This is a genomic window from Natronosalvus caseinilyticus (assembly GCF_017357105.1).
GTDB lineage: Archaea > Halobacteriota > Halobacteria > Halobacteriales > Natrialbaceae > Natronosalvus > Natronosalvus caseinilyticus.
In genome coordinates this window covers 2561929-2580965 of record NZ_CP071596.1, presented here as the reverse complement: position 1 = coordinate 2580965, position 19037 = coordinate 2561929, and the positions used below count along the sequence as shown (strand labels likewise).

At 64.1% G+C, this 19037-nt stretch carries 20 protein-coding genes; 7 read left to right on the top strand and 13 right to left on the bottom strand.

The window, feature by feature from the left end; all coding sequences use genetic code 11:
- The first annotated feature begins 53 nt into the window (after positions 1 to 53).
- The 3 genes from J1N60_RS12365 (at position 54) to J1N60_RS12355 (ending at position 2165) form a co-directional block, all read left to right on the top strand.
- Entirely contained in the window at positions 54 to 377 is a 324-nt protein-coding gene (locus tag J1N60_RS12365; protein WP_312907817.1) for a ribbon-helix-helix protein, read from the top strand.
- Positions 378 to 425: 48 nt separating this feature from the next.
- Positions 426 to 1427 (top strand): ArsR/SmtB family transcription factor, encoded by a 1002-nt coding sequence (locus J1N60_RS12360; RefSeq protein WP_312907816.1) that lies wholly within the window; start codon positions 426 to 428, stop codon positions 1425 to 1427.
- Between the two features lie 222 nt (positions 1428 to 1649).
- Positions 1650 to 2165, top strand: coding sequence for an NUDIX hydrolase (locus J1N60_RS12355; protein ID WP_312907814.1), 516 nt, complete (start codon positions 1650 to 1652; stop codon positions 2163 to 2165).
- A 243-nt stretch (positions 2166 to 2408) separates the two neighbouring features.
- Here J1N60_RS12355 and J1N60_RS12350 read toward each other — a convergent pair whose 3' ends face one another.
- From J1N60_RS12350 to J1N60_RS12315, 8 genes are all read right to left on the bottom strand, one after another.
- Entirely contained in the window at positions 2409 to 3122 is a 714-nt protein-coding gene (locus tag J1N60_RS12350; RefSeq protein ID WP_312907813.1) for an archaeal proteasome endopeptidase complex subunit alpha, read from the bottom strand.
- On the bottom strand, positions 3122 to 3880 hold the full coding sequence (locus J1N60_RS12345; RefSeq protein WP_312907811.1) for an Ntn hydrolase family protein: 759 nt from the start codon (positions 3878 to 3880) through the stop codon (positions 3122 to 3124). The genes J1N60_RS12350 and J1N60_RS12345 overlap by 1 nt, the downstream gene beginning before the upstream one ends.
- Positions 3881 to 3952: 72 nt before the next feature.
- Positions 3953 to 5305, bottom strand: a complete 1353-nt coding sequence (locus J1N60_RS12340) for an aminotransferase class III-fold pyridoxal phosphate-dependent enzyme (RefSeq protein ID WP_312907810.1) — start codon at positions 5303 to 5305, stop codon at positions 3953 to 3955.
- A 54-nt stretch (positions 5306 to 5359) separates the two neighbouring features.
- Positions 5360 to 6667: an MgtC/SapB family protein gene (locus J1N60_RS12335; RefSeq protein ID WP_312907808.1), complete on the bottom strand. Its 1308-nt coding sequence runs from the start codon at positions 6665 to 6667 to the stop codon at positions 5360 to 5362.
- A gap of 60 nt (positions 6668 to 6727) precedes the next feature.
- Positions 6728 to 7003 (bottom strand): PadR family transcriptional regulator, encoded by a 276-nt coding sequence (locus J1N60_RS12330; protein ID WP_312907806.1) that lies wholly within the window; start codon positions 7001 to 7003, stop codon positions 6728 to 6730.
- 544 nt (positions 7004 to 7547) lie between these two features.
- On the bottom strand, positions 7548 to 7694 hold the full coding sequence (locus J1N60_RS12325; RefSeq protein WP_312907804.1) for a hypothetical protein: 147 nt from the start codon (positions 7692 to 7694) through the stop codon (positions 7548 to 7550).
- A gap of 109 nt (positions 7695 to 7803) precedes the next feature.
- Positions 7804 to 8142, bottom strand: a complete 339-nt coding sequence (locus J1N60_RS12320) for a DUF7528 family protein (RefSeq protein ID WP_312907802.1) — start codon at positions 8140 to 8142, stop codon at positions 7804 to 7806.
- Between the two features lie 246 nt (positions 8143 to 8388).
- Positions 8389 to 8760 (bottom strand): hypothetical protein, encoded by a 372-nt coding sequence (locus J1N60_RS12315; protein ID WP_312907800.1) that lies wholly within the window; start codon positions 8758 to 8760, stop codon positions 8389 to 8391.
- 191 nt (positions 8761 to 8951) lie between these two features.
- On the opposite strand from J1N60_RS12315, the gene J1N60_RS12310 reads away from it, so the two are divergent.
- On the top strand, positions 8952 to 9698 hold the full coding sequence (locus tag J1N60_RS12310; protein ID WP_312907799.1) for a DUF7117 family protein: 747 nt from the start codon (positions 8952 to 8954) through the stop codon (positions 9696 to 9698).
- 47 nt (positions 9699 to 9745) lie between these two features.
- Here J1N60_RS12310 and J1N60_RS12305 read toward each other — a convergent pair whose 3' ends face one another.
- Positions 9746 to 10639 carry a bifunctional methylenetetrahydrofolate dehydrogenase/methenyltetrahydrofolate cyclohydrolase gene (locus J1N60_RS12305; protein ID WP_312907797.1) on the bottom strand — a complete coding sequence of 298 codons (894 nt, stop codon included), beginning with the start codon at positions 10637 to 10639 and terminating at the stop codon, positions 9746 to 9748.
- Between the two features lie 264 nt (positions 10640 to 10903).
- Here J1N60_RS12305 and J1N60_RS12300 point away from each other — a divergent pair, with 264 nt between their 5' ends.
- Positions 10904 to 11536 carry a uracil-DNA glycosylase family protein gene (locus J1N60_RS12300; RefSeq protein ID WP_312907795.1) on the top strand — a complete coding sequence of 211 codons (633 nt, stop codon included), beginning with the start codon at positions 10904 to 10906 and terminating at the stop codon, positions 11534 to 11536.
- 45 nt (positions 11537 to 11581) lie between these two features.
- Here J1N60_RS12300 and J1N60_RS12295 read toward each other — a convergent pair whose 3' ends face one another.
- Both J1N60_RS12295 and dinB read right to left on the bottom strand, forming a co-directional pair.
- Positions 11582 to 12973: a J domain-containing protein gene (locus J1N60_RS12295; protein WP_312907794.1), complete on the bottom strand. Its 1392-nt coding sequence runs from the start codon at positions 12971 to 12973 to the stop codon at positions 11582 to 11584.
- Positions 12974 to 13137: 164 nt separating this feature from the next.
- Positions 13138 to 14568, bottom strand: coding sequence for a DNA polymerase IV (dinB, locus tag J1N60_RS12290; RefSeq protein WP_312907792.1), 1431 nt, complete (start codon positions 14566 to 14568; stop codon positions 13138 to 13140).
- A gap of 226 nt (positions 14569 to 14794) precedes the next feature.
- Between dinB and J1N60_RS12285 the strand changes: the two genes are divergently transcribed.
- Positions 14795 to 16459 carry a gamma-glutamyltransferase family protein gene (locus J1N60_RS12285; RefSeq protein ID WP_312907790.1) on the top strand — a complete coding sequence of 555 codons (1665 nt, stop codon included), beginning with the start codon at positions 14795 to 14797 and terminating at the stop codon, positions 16457 to 16459.
- A gap of 49 nt (positions 16460 to 16508) precedes the next feature.
- Here the strand turns inward: J1N60_RS12285 and J1N60_RS12280 are convergent, their stop codons facing one another.
- On the bottom strand, positions 16509 to 16688 hold the full coding sequence (locus tag J1N60_RS12280) for a DUF7501 family protein (RefSeq protein ID WP_312907789.1): 180 nt from the start codon (positions 16686 to 16688) through the stop codon (positions 16509 to 16511).
- Positions 16689 to 17065: 377 nt separating this feature from the next.
- Between J1N60_RS12280 and J1N60_RS12275 the strand changes: the two genes are divergently transcribed.
- Positions 17066 to 18388, top strand: coding sequence for an outer membrane protein assembly factor BamB family protein (locus tag J1N60_RS12275; RefSeq protein ID WP_312907787.1), 1323 nt, complete (start codon positions 17066 to 17068; stop codon positions 18386 to 18388).
- Positions 18389 to 18513: 125 nt separating this feature from the next.
- On the opposite strand, the gene J1N60_RS12270 is transcribed toward J1N60_RS12275, so the two are convergent.
- Positions 18514 to 18843, bottom strand: a complete 330-nt coding sequence (locus J1N60_RS12270; protein WP_312907785.1) for a DUF7344 domain-containing protein — start codon at positions 18841 to 18843, stop codon at positions 18514 to 18516.
- Between the last annotated feature and the right edge of the window lie 194 nt (positions 18844 to 19037).

The window sequence follows — 19037 nt, the reverse complement described above, 5'->3', positions numbered from 1 at the left end:
TCGCTCACGGCGAGCGCGAAAGGTCTATCAATCGTCCTCGAGTTGGGAATGCCATGAGCCTCGACGCGCTGACCGACGAAGTAGAAGCGACCTACGCCGACCTGGGCGAGGAGTGCACCGTGGCCCTCGACCGCGAGACCCGGAACGAGTTGGCCCTGCTGGCGACGGCGCTCGAGCCCGAATCGACCGACGAGCTCCTCCGCCGGGCGGTTCACATGCTCTTCCAGACGACGGTCGACACGGGCAAACTCGACTTCCAGCTTCGGTCGGGGTACGACGTGACCTACGACGAGTACCTCTCGGGGATGACCTACGACGAGATGACGGGCGCGAACGACTACCCGCAACTGGACGACGAACGGCGCTACCAGTTTTGACCCTCCGCCGCCGACAGGGTTTTGGCCACTCGTATCACAATCTGTGACATGGATACCGGATCCGTCGAGGACGGTCCAGCCCCCAGCGACGCGTTCCAGGCGCTCGGAAACGAGATCCGGATGCGTACCGTCCGTACCCTGCTCGCGGACGGCCCGTGCACGTTCTCGGAACTGTTCGAGGCGAGCGGCACCGACACGTCGGCGGGGTTCGCCTACCACCTCCGACAGCTAACCGGCGAGTTCGTCCGACAGCGCGAGGACGACCGGTACGAACTCACCTATGCTGGCCGCGAAGTCGGCCGGGCGGTCCAGGCGGGCACCTACACCGACAGCGTGGATCACGAATCGATCTCCCTTCCCGAGCCCTGCCCGTTCTGCGAGGAGACCGAACTGGTCGCGACCGTCACCGACAACGTCTCTCGAGTGGCGTGCCGGTCCTGCGATGCACCCATTCTGGAACTGTCGTTCCCACCGAGCGGGTACGCGACCCGCGGTTCGGACTCGATACCGACAGCGCTCGACGCCTACCATCGGCACCGCATTCGGACGTTCGCCGACGGCGTCTGCCCCGATTGCGGCGGGGCGACGACGGTGGATGTCGAACCAGTGGTCGGGACGACAGACGAAGAGGCCGACGGTCCAGACCGCGTCCAACTGGCCTTCGATTGTGAGGCTTGCGGAGCGTCGCTTCGCTGCCCGGTCACCCTCGCAGTCCTCGAGCACCCAGCGGTCGTCTCGTTCTACCACGAACACGACAGCGACGTCCGGGAGCGCTCGCTCTGGAACGTCGGTCGCGAGTGGCGCGAACGCGTCGTCTCGAGCGATCCGTGGTGTCTCCTCGTGCGTACGCGACTCGAAGACGAGACGTTGCTGCTCTACGTTAGCGGAGACGGGACCGTCGTGGATAGCCGCCGACGGCCGATTACCGACGACGACGCCAGGTCCGATGCCGGTTCCGTCGCGGATGCGAACGAACCATCGACGGCCGAGGACGACGAGAGGCAACCTGCGCTCGAGACTGACTCGAGCGACGAGAGCGCGACTGTCTGATCGGCCCTCGACAGTACGTTCTTCGGCCATTGAAACCCTCGATGAATGAGAGGTCTCTGTGACCGTGCTGAATACAGAGCGTTAATGTGGCACTCGATAGAGTTGTAATCAGCGGAGAGTCAAACGCTCAGAACAGGGCAAGCAGGTAACGCAAGACAGTTTCCAATTGTCCATAAATCTAAACCAATCGAATGACTATTCGGGTTCAATTTCAAGTGGTAGATGATGGAAGGGACCAAACGTGTCGAGCGTGAGTTGAGTAGGTTTCGAGAGCAGTACGACGAGTATTCGATAGAGACAGTCGAGAGAGAAGTAGCGGCTGAGAACTTCAAACTCGCAATGAAAGACGCTGGGAAGGTAGTTGACGTGAGAGTGTGGGTAGAGCGAGGTGGAGAGGTTCTATTGATTCGCGACAGAAACGCACCAGCGGATTGGACAGAACCAGGCGGGACACCAGAATCAGATGAGGATTACGAAGATACCGCTCGTCGTGAGACGAGTGAAGAAACAGGTGTTGTCTGTGAGATTACTGACCTTCGGGGCGTGGTTCGTCATATTATTCGAAACGAAGACGAGCCCGAGTCTGCTGTCCAGATGATTCAAGCCTTCTTTCGGGCAGAATCGCCTAGCGGGACTATCGAGGTACAGAACGAAGAAGTGTGTGAAGGCCGTTGGTGGTCGACAGTTCCCGATGCCTTCCACTCAGATTTCGGTGTACCAGACACATTTTCCGGCTAACAAAGCGACTGGCGCTCAATAGACAGATCTACTGATCAGCTGATTCAGCACAGCCCGGGTGGAAGAAGCGAAGTTGGTTTGCTGCACCCATGCTCTGAACCTCGCACTACGTTACTGTCTGTTTCTATGAGTTTAACAGACTCCAGCTTTCGAATTTTTGATATCTATGGAGGCGATTTGGCTTTGACCGGTGAGGGCTTGATATCGGCCAGCACTCTCCGTGATCCTGAGGGCGTGATCGACTTACGTGAGCCCGGCGTCCACCAAAGCCTGTGCACACCGCTGTGAATCGAACCGATCGATTCCACTCGAGTCGATTACACCGATGTCGACCGACCCACCGGACCACTCCTCGCCTCGAGCATCCGCGAGCGCCTGGAGCGCGATCCGAACGCCGTCGTCGCTGCCTATTTCGCTCTCGTACGTGGCCTCGAGCGTCGCCCGAATCGCCTCGCTGTCGCCGCCGATCGCCGTCGCTCGCCAGCGCCGGGTTAGCCCGGAGGGGTCGAGTTCGTAGAGCCGCGGCTCCGGGTCGACCCCGCCGAGCAGGAGCGCGGTCCCGAACGGTCGGGTACCGCCCGACTGGGTCGTCTCCTGGACGTGGTCGGCCACGGCAGTCGCGACCGGTTCGACACCCGGCGCCTCCCCGTACCGGAGTCGCTCCTCCTGGGCGTACCGGCGAGCGTAATCCACGAGGCGGCGCGCGTCGGCGACGTGGCCCGCGCTCGCGGCGGCCAGTCGCCCGTCCAGGTCGTGGAGTTTCTCGACGCTGTCGGTCGCGAGCAAGGGCGAGGGCGTTCGGCTGTCGGCGACGAACACGACGCCGTCGGTCGTTTCCACCCCGACGACAGGACTCCCTCGAGCGACGGCCTCGCGGGCGTACTCGACCTGGTAGAGTCGGCCGTCCGGCGAGAAGATCGACGTCCCGCGGTCGTAGGCCTGCTGGTTCGACTGCATCAGCTCGCCCTCCGCTGATCGACGGTCACGCCATCGGCCGTAATCGTCGCGGTGGTCACCCCATCACCGCTCGCGGTGTCGCGCTCGCTCGCGGCCTCGACGGCGGCGACCGCGGCGTCCGTCGCCGTATCGAGTGCGGGCGCCTGGTCGTCCTCGAGTCGCCCCTCGAGCACGCCATAAGCGACCTGCATGCCGCTCCCGCCGGCCGCGTAGCGGTCTTCCACGACGCTCCCGCCACCGTCGAGTTCGTAGACGTGGCCGCCCGTCTCGTCGACGCCACAGAGGAGCGGGGCGACGGGGAGACCGCGGACGAGGGCTCCCGCCGTTCGTGCGAGTGCGGGCAGGCTCATCGATTCACCTCGGCGGGATTCGTAGAGTCCGGCCTCCGCACGTAGCCGCCTGATGACGTCCTGTGCCGGGCCGACGGATCCCGAAATCGCCATCGCTGCGGTCGGGTGAACCGCTGAGATCTTTCGAACGTTCTTGTTGGCGGTGAAGCGTCCGCCGAGGCTCATTCGCTGGTCGGCGGCCATCACGACGCTCTCTACCGCCTTGATTCCGATGATCGTCGTTCCGGTCGAGAACTCGAGGTCGTGCGAGTCGCCGTCTCCAGTCGCTGGTGCGTGCTGTGCGAATGGTTCGGTTCGGTAGCCCGGACTCGAGGTTTGCTCGCCGAACTCGAGTCCCATCTGCAAGTCGTTGCCCGGCCGCGAGTCGTTGCCCGGCCGCGAGTCGTGGTTGCTGTTGTATCGCATCATCACTCGAGTAGACGCGGTCCGTCGGAATATATGTTAGCTAAAATATATTTTAGCCAGTCGAGTCGCAGGCCGTCAGGCGGTCGTTGCCGACTGCGTCGCGACGTCGTCGATCGCCTCGAGCAGGAGCCGCGAGCCGAGATCGATTTCGCGCTCGGTGACGTCGAGCGGCGGCAGGATTCGCAGCGTCTTGTGTCCACAGCCGAGTGTGAGCAACCCACGCTTCATCGCCGCCTCGACGACGGCCTCGCGGCGCTCCTTGGTGTCGAACTCGAGTGCGAGCATCAGGCCACGGCCTCGTACGTCGGTGACTCCCTCGACGTCGCGTTCGGCGAGGATCGAGCGGAACTGCTCGCCGCGTTCGCGCACGTTCTCGAGCAAGTTCTGCTCGCGAATCGCGTCGATGGTGAGCACTCCCTGGAGCGACGCGACGACGTCGCCGGCGCCCCACGTCGAGGAGATGCGGCCCGTCTCCTCGGGGAAAACGTCCGAACGGGAGATGGTCGCGCCGACGCGCAGCCCCTTCGCGCTGGTGATGACGTCCGGGGTGAGATCCAGGTGGTCGATCGCCCACATTTCGCCGCTCCGGCCGAGTCCGGACTGGATCTCGTCGGCGATGACCCGCAGACCGAACCGCTCCCGGAGGGCCTCGACGTCGCGGGCGAACTCGGGATGGGGAACGCGGTAGCCGCCCTCGCCCTGGACCGGCTCGAGGATGAGGTAGGCGACCTCGTCGGCATCGACGACGCCGCGGCCGGGATCGAGTTTGTCGGCGACGACGTTCCCTCCGGGTCCGTCCGTGAGCCAGTCGTTCTCGTAGTGCTCCTGGCTCGAGGGGTAAGGAACGCTGATGACGCCGGGTACCTCGGGGTACCCCTTCCGGTGGACGGCCTTCGACCGGTTCAGCGAGAGCGCGCCCAGGGTGCGCCCGTGGAACGCGCCGTCGAACGTGATTGCGCGGTGGCCGCCGCTTGCGTAACAGATCTTGATCGCGTTTTCGACCGCCTCGGCGCCGGAGTTCGAGAGGAACACCCGATCCATGTCATAGTGATCGGTGAGGTCGATCAGTCGATCCATCAGCTGAGAGGGTCCGGGAAAGTCCGGGTTCGAGGGGGAGCCACCGCCGCTCACGTAGAAGTCCTGGCCGGCGATTTTCGTCGGGTCGACGAGGTCGAACGCCTCCAGTTTCTCCTTCACCGCCGGATTGTTGTACCCGAGCGGGGCCGCCGCGACGTGACTCGTGAAGTCCATGAGGACGTTGCCGTCGACGTCGGTACAGAACGGGCCGATGGCGTCGGCCTGCGTGTCCCAGACGAAGTCGTAGACGTAGGTGCTCGGGGCGGCAAACTGGTGGTGGTACTCGGCCCACTCCGTCGCTCGTTTGCCCGGCATCGTCTCGACTCGCGGCTCGACCGTATCTCGGTCCATACCTGAGTTGCGCCGTCCGTTGATTAAAAATATTCGTTGTGGTTCGGGCAATACTCAGACGACGATGAGTGCGGTGGCGACGGCCCCGCCGGCCAGGAGCGCACCACTGGAAATCGCGACCTTGCGTTTGAACTCCCCATCCGAAGACGTCGCCGCGAGTAACGCCTTGACGACGATGCTCGAGACCGTCGCCAGCAAGATTGCGATGGTCGCCTCGGGGGCAGTGAGCGTCCCGCCGCGATAGAGAACGACGGCGGAGGTGGTTGCCCCCGCACTCGAGACGAGCCCGCTCGCGACGGCGGTGGCGTAAAAGCCGAGCGTGCCGAACCAGGTCTCCGCCAGCGAACCGAAGACGAGGACCGCGAAGAAGACGGCTCCGAACGCGAGGGCGTTCTTCAGCGAGAACGGGTTCTCGAGGTTCATTTCCGTGGATTCAGACCAGTCGGCGATGAGGAACGCGATGAGGAACGCGAGCACGATAACGGCGCCGAGCGGAACGACGGCCTGGAAGAGCGGCGGGACGGCGCTTCCTGCAGTGAACGCGACGGCGATCGCGAGATTTCGCACCGCCATCGCCGCGTTCGCGAGCAAGATTGCGGCGACCGCGTACGAGGCTGCCTCCGGGCGCTGTCGAACGTGGTCGAGCATCGTCCCGACGACGGCCGTCGAAGACGCCAGGCCACCGAAGAACCCGGTGACTGCAATGCCGCGGCCACCGTACGTCGAGACGATGGCGTAGTTGACGATCCCGATTCCGGCGACGGCGACGACCATGAGCCAGATGACCTGGGGCTCGAGCGGAATCGTCACCGTGCCGAGTTCGAGGTCGTAGTGGGCCGGCAAGATGGGGTAGATGACGAACGCGAGGATAGCGAACTCCGTCGTCGAGCGCATCTCCTCGCGCGAGAGTCCCCACGCGAACTCGTGGAGTTCGCGCTTGAGCACGAGCAAGAGCGAGGAGAGGACGGCGACGGTTACGCCCTCGATAGCGAATCCTGCCGCGACGAGCGAGCCGACGCCGTAGGCGACCAGCATCGAGACGGACGTCGTCAGCGAGAGGCCGGTGTCGTCCTCGCTCATCAACCCCTGGACGGCGAGCAATACGCCCTGGACGATGACGAGCAGCCCGCCGAGGAGCAACAGGCTCTCACCGACGTCGGCCTCGAGGACGAGAATCGTGAAAACCGCAGCGAGTAAGCTGATCAGTGAGAATGTCCGGATGCCGGCGGACTTCTGTGACCACTCGCGCTCGAGCCCCAGGAACATCCCGAGAGCGCCAGCGAGAGCGATTCGAACGACTGCCTCGTCGAGTGGGGCTTCGAGTATCTGTAACTGTATCTGCAGGGGAGCGTCAGGTAACATTGCGTCGTACACAAACCGGATTTCGGGCTAATCGAGTGCGATACCTGGAGAGAATGCGTCTCAGAGTTCGACGTACTGACCCTCCCAGTCCCGACGGGCCTCGAGTTCACGTCGACCGCGTCGAGTGAGCGTGTAGAAGTTGGTCCGTCGGTCTCGGCTCCCCTTCTCGACGAGTCCCTTGTCGACGAGCGTGTCGAGGTTGGGGTAGAGCCGGCCGTGGTGGATCTCCTTCTCGTAGTACTGCTCGAGTTCCTCCTTGATCGCGAGGCCGTGTGGCTCTTCTTCGCCGGCGATCACGTAGAGGAGGTCGCGCTGAAATCCTGTCAAGTCGTACATTGGGAACGTACCACTCGTACTTCTTGTCGAATTTTAATAAATATATCGGGTTGCAGTCGGAACACGGACGGAGTGTTCCGCCGAACACGCGGCTGGCGAGGCTTTCGAAACGTAAGGGCTTCGACCAGTATGGAACGTGTGACGCATAACGAAGTCCTCATGTCTACGATGATTTGTGTTCAGTCTGGAATTAATTGTGATCTGTGCGGCCCTCCGGTGCTCAACTCTATCGTCCGTCGTCGACTGTCGCCGGCTGTCGTATATGCCGATACGAAACCGATGGTGGCCGATACGAAACCGATAGCGGACGGTACGACTACTCGACGTGCAGGACTCTGCGCTCAGAAGCGTTGTAAACAGGAAAGCAAACCACGCGGCGTGAAAAGGGCCGCGTGATTGCTTGCCGCCCTGAATTGGTCCCCGCTGACGCTTCGGCCCTCCAAAGCGAAGCGTCAATTGGTAGAATTCACCGAAGAACCTTAAAGGTACCGACACCGCCTCGAAACGTGACTGGTCAGTGTCGGACTACGTTCGGGCCCGACAGTCACATGTGTTCTTCCTCGAGGACCCAGCCCAGCGCCCGGCGGTAGTACGTGAACATCTGTCTGACGCCCTCGTGGCGCATCTCGTCGCTCTCGAGTTGCTCGACGAGGAATTCGTACTGCTCGCGGATTTCGTTCTCTTCACGCATAGGTCTGTCTCGTAACCGCACGGTAAAAAGTGGGACCCCGGAACCCGATTCGCGATTTACCGGGTGTCGTACGCCTGCTCTCGAATCCCGGCCTATCGATGGATCCGGGTCAGACTTTTCGAGCGGTCAACGGTTGTCGACGACGCAACTCGCAGGAAAACTCCGGATGCTCCAGGACGTGCCAGACGAGTATGTGTCGCCGGCTGCCAGAGAGCCCCGTTCGCCCGACGTCGTCCGCCGTGAACGTCGTCGGGAGCGCCTCGAAGAGGTCGACCACCGCCTCGAAGGAGTCGAAGACCTTTCGGTGGCCGCTCGAGGTCGCCCCGCGACGGGTGACGACGTAGGACCCGTCGGGCCGATGCGTCGCTTCCGTGTGGGTAAACGTTCGGGCCCGCGAGAGCGCGTCGGCGAGCTGGTCGCGAAGCTGTGCTGCGTCGGTACTGGTCAACGCGTAGGTGGTGGAACCGACCTCGAGGACGACGCCATCTTCGGTCGTTCGTACCTGCGTGTCGTCGCTATCGACGAATTTCTCGACCAGGAGTGTGGGTACTCCGTGTCATCGTGTCCGTCCGTTCTCGGGCTCGAAATAAAATCGTTTGGGCGACTCCACGACGTTCGAGCTCGACGATCCGTCGACCCGACGCGTGTGGTGACGCTGTTCGAAAAGTGAGCGAGACGAGTCGCGAGGGACTCGTTATACGTCTTCGTCGTCTTCCTCGTCGTCCGTTTCGTTGTCGTCACCGACGTCGGTCTCGTTGTCGTCCGACTCGTTGTCGTCGCCGATGTCGGTCTCGTTATCGTCCGACTCGTTGTCATCGCCGATGTCGGTCTCGTTGTCGTCTTCCTCGTCGTCCATTCCGTCGTCGGTCTCATCGTCGTCGCCGACGTCGGTTTCGTTCTCGTCGTCGCCCATTCCGTCGTCGTCCCCATTACCGACACCGTCGTCCACTCCGTCGTCGGTTTCGTTGTCGCCCGGGCCCTCGTCGGTACACCCAGCGAGGGCGGCCGTACCAGCAGCGCCAACTGCAACGACGAACTTCCGTCGGCTGAATCTGTCTTGGGACATGCGAATTCGGGTATTTCACTCGAGCTTCTGGCTATACGCATTGCAATTGCCGTCTCTTCATTCCCCGGTGGGTAAGCACTCGCCGAGCTAATGGGACCTGGCTGACAAAACCACGAGTCGAACGATCAGCTCGAGGCCGCCGGTGTCGTACATCGACGGGACTTTTGGGCTCGCGCGCGTAGCGAACGGCGATGAACGTCCGCGGCGAACGCGAGTGTACGGCCTGTGGGACCCGCTGGTCGTATGCCGAGACGGGGAGCGTCGGCTGTCCGGCCTGCGGGAGCCTCAAGAGCGTCGGCACCGGCGAGCGCACGGCGACCACCGACCGACCCGCGTCGTTCGACCTCACGAGCGTCCGCGGAGCCGTCGACGAGGCGGCCAACGACGAACTCGCCGACCGCGCCAGGCAGATCTGTCGCGAGTACGTCCGGAACCGCGGATTCGTCGCCGATGGGGACTTACGCCCGCTCGACGACACGTATCTCGCCGCGATGGAACTCCGCCACGCCGCCGACATCGTCGCCCGGACCTCTCGACTGACCGAAGACGAGGAAATGTACTTCCTCTCGCTGTTGCGCGATGCCGACGACGGCACGCGCCCCGACCCGGAGACGGTCCCGCCGTCTTTTCACGAGGCTCGAGGCCTGGCCGTTGCCGACGCCGTGCGTGTCTATCGGCGCGACCTCAGGGTCTGGGTCGAGGAGACGGACCGGGAACCGGAACCCAAACTCGAAGCCGAACTCGAGAACGCCCAGAGCACGCTCGAGAGCCTGATTGATCACGAAACCCGCCTGCGTATGCTCGAGGGCGACGTCGAACCGGCGATCGCGGAACGACTGCTCGAGACGACTCGGCACCTGGCGAACGGCGTCCAGGGGGACGGGGCAGAACTCGAGGCCGCTCGGGAGGGGCTCGAGTCGCTGGCGAAAACGTTGTAGCGACCGCGTTCGACGAAGTCAGGGAGAGGGAGGAGTCAGGGTCAGGATCACGGCAGCTCGACGTCGACTCCCTCCTGCAGGCTGGCGGCTTTGACCGTGTTGTAGAGCAACATCGCGCGCGTCATGGGGCCGACGCCGCCGGGGACAGGGGTGATCGCACCGGCTCGCTCCTTCGCGCTCTCGAAGTCGACGTCGCCGACGAGTTCGTACCCCTTCTCGGTGTCGTTCTCGACGCGGTTGACACCGACGTCGATGACGGTCGCACCCTCGTCGATCATCGAGCCGTCGATCAGTTCGGGGACGCCGACGGCGGCGATCACGACGTCTGCCGCGCGCGTCTTGGCCACGAGGTCGTCGGTCCGGGAGTGACAGACGGTCACCGTCGCGTTGCCGTCGTCGGCCTTCTGGATCAGTAGGTTCGCGAGGGGCTTGCCGACGATGTCCGAGCGTCCGACGATGGTCACGTCTGCGCCCTCGGTGTCGATGCCTGCGGCCTCGAGCAGTTTCTGAACACCGTGGGGGGTACAGGGCCGGAAGCGAGCGTCGCCGGCGACCAATCGTCCGACGTTCTCGGGGTGAAAGCCGTCGACGTCCTTCATGGGGTCGATTCGCCGGATCACGTCCCGATACTCGACGTGGTCGGGGACCGGCGACTGGACGAGGTAGCCGTGGACGTCGGGATCGTCGTTGAGTTCCGAGATGACCTCGTACAGGTCCTCGGGGGCAGCGTCGCCGGGGACGTCGACGTGGTGAGGCTCGATGCCGACCTCCTCGCAGTCGCGCTGTTTCATGTTCACGTACGTCTGGCTCGCCGGGTCGTCGCCCATCAGGACGGTCGCCAGCCCTGGACGGGCGCCGGCGTCCGCGAGCGTCTCGATCGCTCCGGTCAGATCCGCTCGTATCTCGCTCGCGACCGCTTTTCCGTCGATAATCGTCGTCATACCGGAACCGGACACCGCGAGCCTATTCAATGCTCGGGTTCGTGCCCATCTTTTCTCTCGTCCCGAGTATATTATTCACGTTCGTGCATTTTACGATCGACTCGTCTCCCCCTTCACCCTCGATCGTCTACCCCAGAACGAGCGATTCGTCGAACTCTTCGCGCCGCCAGCCGTCGCTCTCGAGGTCGACTCGGGGAAGGGCGACTCGCCTCCGCCTCGAAGCGGTTCAATGCCGTTATTTCACTTCGATGCCTCCGTACCCTCGTGGAGAACGTCACCGACCGTACGAGCAACCCCTTCGGGATGCGACCGCCCTTCCAGAAGCACGACCCCGGTAACGTCCCCGCCGTGTTCGGCTACGGCGACGCCAACGCCGACTTCCACCTCATCGGGGACCATCCCGGTATCCACGGCGGCGAGACCACCGGCATCCCGTTCACCGAACACGAGACGAGCGAGCGCCTCCTCGAAGTCTTCCGTGCCGTCGGATTCGTCAGCGGTCCCGCCAGCGAGCCGGTCTTCTCGAACTTCTTCGCCGACTACCTCCACATGTGTACCCTTCCCGGCGGCCGGCCGCCGACCACCGACGAGTACGACGAACTCGAGCGCTACTTCGACGCGGAGTTGCGCGCGATCAACGCCCACGTTCTCCTGCCGGTCGGCGCCAGGGCAACCGATCACGTTCTCCAGGAGTACACGACCCAGCGCCATCGAATCGACCTCGACATGCCCGCCCTCCACGCGACGGAGCTCCGCGGTCGCGGGTTCATGGTCGTCCCGATTCTCGACCCGGTCGAGTGGGAAGCCGGGGACCGAGAGCAGTTGCTCGAGCGACTCGAGGCGATCCTCGATTCGGACTACAGGCAGACGAAGGGCGTAGCGACGCGGATCGGGTGAGCGCGATTCGGCCGCCACAACGGCGACAATAGCCACAATAGGCACCTACCGTCCGAACCGTTTTCGAACGCTCACGCGGAGCGGAAGCCCCAGCGCACCGAGCAGCGGAACGACGACGAACAGCGCCAGATCGGCCGGGAGCGTCGCGTACCCGGCGGCGGCGACGGCGAACCCGACGAGCGGCGCCAGGACGCTCAGAACGTAGAGGTACGAGGGCGACCACCCGGGAAGCTGGTGGGTTCGGTGTACGACGACGCCGATCAGCAGCGGCATGAGGACGCTTCCCGCGAGCAGCGGCCCGCCGACGACCATCGTCGCCGCGGTGAGCGCGACCCCGACGACGATGGTCTCGTCGAGCGAGATCGGCCCCCAGGTCTCCTCGCGCCAGGCGATTCGTGCGGCGAGCACGAAGAGCAACGAGAGGCCGACGGCTCCGGCCAGGACGCCGTACCACTGGATCGGTTCGAGGGGCGAGGGCGGGGCAACCAACTCGACGCTCGAGACGAACGCGAACGGGGTCGAGATGCCGTGCCGACTGGTCGAGAGGGACGTCCAGAGGGCGTTCGGCTCGGCGCCGATTGACCGTAACTCCAGCGCCAGGTTCGAGAGCGCGTTCTCGTGCTCGAGTCCGAAGTGGACGAATCCGGCGAGATACACGAGGATCGACGTCCAGATGAGCGGCCAGGCGAAGTTCTGGTCGCGCCACCACCGGACGAGCGCGTTGTCGGTCAGTCGACCCGGCCTCGAGTGAGCGTGATTGCGAGAGTGAGCGTGCGGGGTCGACTCGGTCCGGGCACTCGACGTACCGGCGGTGCCGGCCGTCGTCCCGCCCGCGCTAGCACTTGAGGCGGTTGCGTTCGAGCGAGCGTTCGTCCCGGTGCCGGCCCTCGTTCCGGTTCCAGTGCCCGTTCCAGTGCCAGTGCTCGTACTCGAGGTGGACGCACCGGCCGATCCCGCGCCGGCGCTCGCACTCTCGCTCGATGTTCGCGAGTCCGTCGTCCCGCCTGCCGACGTCGCGCTCGAGGCAGTCGCTTTGGTGGTACGGGAGGTGGTCGACGACCGCGACCGCGATTCTGATCCCGAATCTGAATCGGATTTCGAACTCGAGGAATCGTCTCCCTCGTTCTCGTTTTCGTCCGCGTTTGTATCCTTGTCTGCGTCCGTAGCCGACTTCCAGAGATCAGGAGAGGGAAGTCCCGACGTTCGCTTGGCGACGTAATCTTCGTGCCCGAGGCGATCGTAGGCCTGGCGTTCGACCGGATCGCCCAGAATGTCGTAGGCCTTCTTGAGCGCCGTAAACTGCGCCTGTGCCCGGTCGTCGTCGTTCAGATCCGGATGATAGACCCGGACCTGTTCGCGAAACGCCTGCTTTACGTCGTCCTGGGAGGCGTCAGATGAGATGTCGAGAAGGTCGTAGAAGTCGATATCGTCGGTCATGGAAGATCGGTCGTCTATAGCCCCGGGACTGGTCTGTTAGACCGTTTTCCTGCGACAACTTATACTTTCAATATCGCTGATTGTCTCCGCGGCGTATCTGGCTATCGTGAACGAACTGGCATGGGTATTTCGGCCGACGACGTCTTCACCGCGTTCAGCAGCCTCTACTCGAACTCGTCGAGAGAGACCTGTCCGGAGCCTCGAACCGACGTTTCGCGGTTCGCTCGTTCCTCGTCGTCTTCGTCGGTAGACCGTTCGGTCTCGTCCCGATCGCCCGAATCCGACGCGAGAGCGGTTTCGAGGTCGAGTTGCTCTGCGGCGTCGGTCACCCGTTCGGTGGGTGAACTCGAGTCCGCTCCGCCAAGTGCGTCGTTCTCGCCGTCATCGCCGCCGTCGGTACTCGAGTCCGCCTCCTCCGATCCCGTTCGATCCTCCCAGTTGATGCCATCGAGACTCGTCTGGTCGGCCTCGCTGAACTCGAGGTTCGCCACCCTGACGCCGAGTTTGCGCACGGGCTCGGACTCGAACTCGGCGAACAGGTCCAGGGCGATCTCCCGGACGAGGTCAGGTTCGTCGACCGGTCCGGGCAACGACCGCTCGCGCGTGTTGACCTCGTAGGGCGGACGGACGGCCTTCACGCCCACGGTCCGGTACAGCGCGCCCTCCCGTCGAGCGCGGTCGGCGACGGCCGCCGCGAGCGTCTCCACCAGTTCGCGTTTCGGCTCGCGCTCCTCGACGGGGCCGTCGAACGCCGATTCCCGCGAGAAGCTCTTCGGAAGTCCCTTCGGTTCGACGCGTCGGTCGTCGTCTCCCCGCGCGCGGTCGTAGAGTTCGCGACCGCGCTCGCCGAATCGGTCGACGAGGGGTTCCGGATCGGCGGCAGCGACGTCCGCCGCCGTCTCGAGCCCCATTGACCGCAGTTCGCGGGCCGTCACGGGGCCGACGCCGTGGAGCAGGTCGACGTCAAGCGGGGCCAAGAACTCGCGGACCTCGCCCGGACGAACGACCGTTAGGCCGTCCGGTTTGTCGAAGTCGCTGGCGATTTTGGCCGCGCTCATCGAGGGCGCAACGCTGACGCTGACGGTGATGCCGACCTCGCGACGGATGCGGTCTTTGACGTGGCGGGCGAAGCCGTCGACGACCGACCAGGCGGTGCGCTCGGTCACGTCCAGATAGGCCTCGTCGACGCTCACCTCGCGGACGACGTCGGCGCAGTCGTGGAGGATGTCCTTCACCTCGGCGGCGACCGACTGGTAGTAGTCCATGTCGACCGGACGGTAGTGACCGGTTTCCTCGAGTATGAGGTTTGGATCGTCCTCGGCGTCCGCTCGCCGGGGCAGCACTTCGAGTGCCGTCGAGATGGCCTGGGCGCTCTCGACGCCGAATGCGCGCGCCTCGTAGCTGGCGGTGGCGACGGCCCCCACTGAGTCACCGGGTTCGTACCCCATGCCGACGACGACCGGTTCGCCCTCGAGGTCGGGTTCCCGGAGGCGCTCGCAGGCGGCGTAGAAGCAGTCGGCGTCGACGTGGAGGACGATGCGGTCCTCGCGCTCGTCGGTGTGGTCGACGCCGGGGAGGTACGGTTCGTTGGCCATGGGCTGGTGTCGGTGGGTTCGCTACCCCGTTCGTACCGACGTTTCGACCCAGTGGCCGTGAACGTTGCGCCCGACGACTCGAGATCACTCGACGAAGCTGCTTTGCAGATTCCGTTCCCGACCACGCACACACTATAGATATTATAGTTTAGAACGGCGTCCCTCTGTCCTCGTCCCGGCCTGCCGGAACGCCCGCACTTTTGACCCCCGAGCGAAAGCCCCTGTCATGAGCACCGACTACGACCTCGATCGATTCGACTCGAGACGCTCCTCGGTCCACGCCACCGGCGGGATGGTCGCCACGAGTCAGCCCCTGGCGGCTCAGGCCGGCCTCTCGATCCTCGAGGACGGCGGGAACGCCTTCGATGCGGCCGTCGCCACCGCGGCCGCGCTGAACGTCGTCGAACCCACGTCGACCGGCCTCGGCGGCGACGTCTTCGCCCTCTACCGAACCGCCGATGGCGAGGTCGGCGCCATGCGTGCCTGCGGTGGCGCCCCCGCCGAGGCGACCATCGAGAACGTCACGCGCTCCGTCCAGGAATTCGAGGACGCCGCCGACTGGTACCCCGAATCCAGGGGCTACGCCGTCGACGACACCGCGAGCGACGACCTCGAGATGCCGTTCCTGGGGCCGCACGCAGTCACGGTTCCCGGGACGGTCCGCGGCTGGGAGGCCACCGTCGAAGAACTGGGGACACTGACGCTCGCTGACGTCCTCGAGCCAGCCATTCACTACGCCCTCGAAGGCTATCCCGTCTCGGAGGTCATCTCCTACTACTGGCAGGGCGCACCCCGCCTCTTTACCGACGACCACGCCCGCGAGACCTACCTGTTCGACGGCGAAGCGCCCGATCCGGGCCAAGTCGTGACGCTCGAACGCCTCGGCGAATCGATGCGAACGATCGCCGAAGAGGGCGCGGACGCCGTCTACGAGGGCGAGATCGGCGAGGCCATCGCCGACGAGGTGCAGTCGAAGGGCGGCTTCCTGACCCTCGAGGATCTCTCCGCCTTCGAACCCGAGTTCCTCGAGCCCGTGCATACCACCTACAACGGCGCGGAGATTTTCGAACTGCCGCCGAACAACCAGGGGCTAATCGCGCTCGAGGCGCTGAACATCGCGGAGGAAATCGGGGCGGGCGAGCACGCGTACGACTCCCCCGAGCGGGTGCATGCGTTCGCGGAGGCGACGAAGCTCGCGTTCGTCGACGGCCACCACTACATCACCGACCCCACCTACGAGACGGTGCCGCCGCTGGCATCGAAGGACTACGCCCGCGAGCGCGCCGCGGCGATCGGCGATCGGGCGATTCAGGACCCCGCGGTGGGCGTGCCGACGATAGCCGCCGAGGACGCCGACACCGCGCTCCTCACCGTCGGCGACGCGGAAGGCAATCTCGTCTCGTACATCAACTCCCGCTTCGCCGGCTTCGGGAGCGGGCTGGTCGCCGGGGACACCGGTATCGCCCTCCAGAACCGGGGCGCCTCGTTCTCGCTCGATCCCGAACATCCAAACCGCCTCGAGCCCGGCAAACGGCCGTTTCACACCCTCGTGCCAGCCATCGCGAAGTTCGACGAGGACGACTGGGCGGCCTTCGGTGTAATGGGCGGATACATGCAACCCCAGGGCCACGTCCAGGTCGTCTCGAACCTGGTCGACTACGGGATGGGCGCCCAGGAAGCGCTCGACGCGCCGCGCTGGCGCTACCGCGAGGAGGGGTCCCTCGGCGTCGAGGAACGGTTCCCGAACCAGACCGGACTCGTGCGCAAAGGCCACGACGTGCAGGTGCTTCCACCCGTGATGTTCGGGGGTGCACAGCTCGTTCGCCGCACCGGAGACGTGCTTACCGGGGCGACGGAACCGCGAAAAGACGGGCAGGCAGTCGGGTTATAGGGCCCGAACGGCGCTCGAGTTTAAGTCGACGATGGACCTCGACTATCGACTATCCGCTCCAGGTACCGCCGAGATCGTCTGCGACGTTGTCGCGCCAGGTATCGAACTCGACTCGACAGTCGGGGTTGACGCCGATGTGGTCGACGAATCCGGCGCCCGGGTCGCTCAGTTCGCCGCCGCAGAACGGGCAGGTCGCGGTGCCGTTCCAGTGTGTTGCGTGCGTTGACATACGCTGGTCGTCCACAAACCTGAATATAGTTCTAGTCCACATACGTATAAAATACCTATTACGTGAATAAGGACCATATAGAAAACCACTTGATCGTCTTCGGGACGGATAAACTGTCACTGCCCGTCTACCGAATCGTAGCAGGGATATAATCGGAGTACACCTCTGGCTCGAGCGACCCGCGTTCGACCCTCGAATCCCTCGGTTCGGAACGCGTCTCTCGACTCGACAACGAATCCCTGGATCTAGCAACGACTCTCTGTGCCTGACAACGAACTCCGTAGCCTGACGTCGGGAATCCGACTCGAGACGTCGGCGACGTGACCTCTCGAACCGGCGGAACTATACCGGAACCCTTCCAATTGGCTCGACGACAGATGACCCGTCCACCGCACGTCTCGAGACGACAGGTCCTCGCCGGGGGGAGCTTGGCTCTGGCGGGACTCGCCGGTTGTGCGCTCCCCGGGTACGGCACCTACTCGCGAGATCAGGACTCGTTCGACCCCGAGATCCTGCCCTACGACGAAGCGTACCCGGACCGCGACGACGCGGCGATGTTTCGCCACGGGCTTCGCCGCCTCGGCTACTACCCGGACGAGACCGTGCCTGAGTCGGTGTCGGTCAACTGGTCGCTCCCGGTCAACTACATCGGCCACACCGCGGCGAAGTCGAGCCCCCTGCCGACGCCCGACGGCGAGACGATCCTGATCCCGTCCGACACGGGCCGCATCCACGCGGTAACCCCGCGCGGCGAACACAGGTGGACGCGGATGACGGGCGCCTCGAGATCCCTGGGCTTTCACGGGACGCCAACAGTCATCGGCGACGTCGCCTACCTCGGGGGCTACGACGGCGACATGTACGCCTTCGATCCCGAAACCGGTGACGAGATCTGGCACACGACGGGCGGCCAACTCGACGGCTCGATCGCCATCGGTTCGAGCCCGGCCTACTGGGACGGCGTGATCTACGTCGTCACCGAGTACTCGAACCCGAACGCGGGAACGATGTGGGCGCTGGACGCCGGCACGGGCGAGCCGCTGTGGAAAGACGACCGCCTGTGGGGGATGCCCCACCCCTCGACGGCAATCGACCCCGAGACCGAGCGGATGGTCACCGGGTCGAACGACGGCGTCGTCTACGCTTGGGAGTTCCCCTCCCTCGAGTTCGCCTGGGAGTTCGAGACGGGCCACCACGTCAAAGGGACGATCCCGACCTACGACGGCAGCGCGTTCGTCGGCTCCTGGGACGGGCACTTCTACCGCCTCGACCTCGAGGACGGGAGCGAGGAGTGGTCGTTCGAGATCGGCGAGGTGGTTATGTCGAATCCGGGAATCGACCCCGAGACGAACGTCGTCTACACGGGCGGCGACGACTGGAACGTCTACGCGCTCGATGCGGACACGGGCGAGGAGCTGTGGTCGACCCACGTCGAGGGTAACGTGCTGGGATCGCTGACGGTGACCGCCGACGCGGTGCTGGTGGGCTCCTACGACGGCCACCTCTACGCGCTCGAGAAGGACACTGGCGACGTTCGATGGAAAGTGATGAATCGCGGCCACGTGACCAGCGAACCGATTCCGCGCGATGGCCGGATCTACTACGCCGAACGGGCCAGGATCTCGAATTACTGGGGCGACAGCGAGGAGGCGGTCTTCGAGGCACCGGGCCACGCCTACTGTCTGGTCGAGGACGAGTAGCGGGTTGGAGGTGGGGACACTCGAGGATCCGGATTGTGCGACTGCTGGCAGAGACGGATTGTGCGATTGCTCGAGGATGCGTTCGAGTACCGTTTGCGGCGAGTCGTACGGCTTCCGGGTACGACTCAGTTCGTCCGTTCGAGCACGTTCGCGACGGTGAGGATGATATCGAGTTCGGTGGGGGATTCGACGAGTTCGACGACGCCCGCCTCCGAATCGTAGTGAATGAAGTCGTACTCGTCGGCTTTCTGGAGGTGGTTGTGATGAAGTGAGAGTTCGATATTGTTCCACTTCTCGTCCGGGAGGGGAGAGGACCCCTCGTCCGTTTCCATGTCCGCTACCGCTTCCACGACCTCCTCGACTGGCACTGCACCATCCTGTTCGTTGAGATAGTACAGTGCGTATCGGCGGCGCTTCTCGTTGAGAAGACCCAGTACATTGTCAACTGTTACCATTGGCCGAATGGAGATTTCGAACGGGCATAAGATGCGCGGTGGTGGATTGTAGCCCGTTCGACGTGAATTTCTCCGGTCGAAACGAGTGACTGCCGACCTTCCGTACGGTTTTGACTGGTGCACTGGCCCCGGCGTCTCCGACGCGGGTGTCCGAATGCACAATCGTCGCGTGCACATACTCACCTGAACCTGGA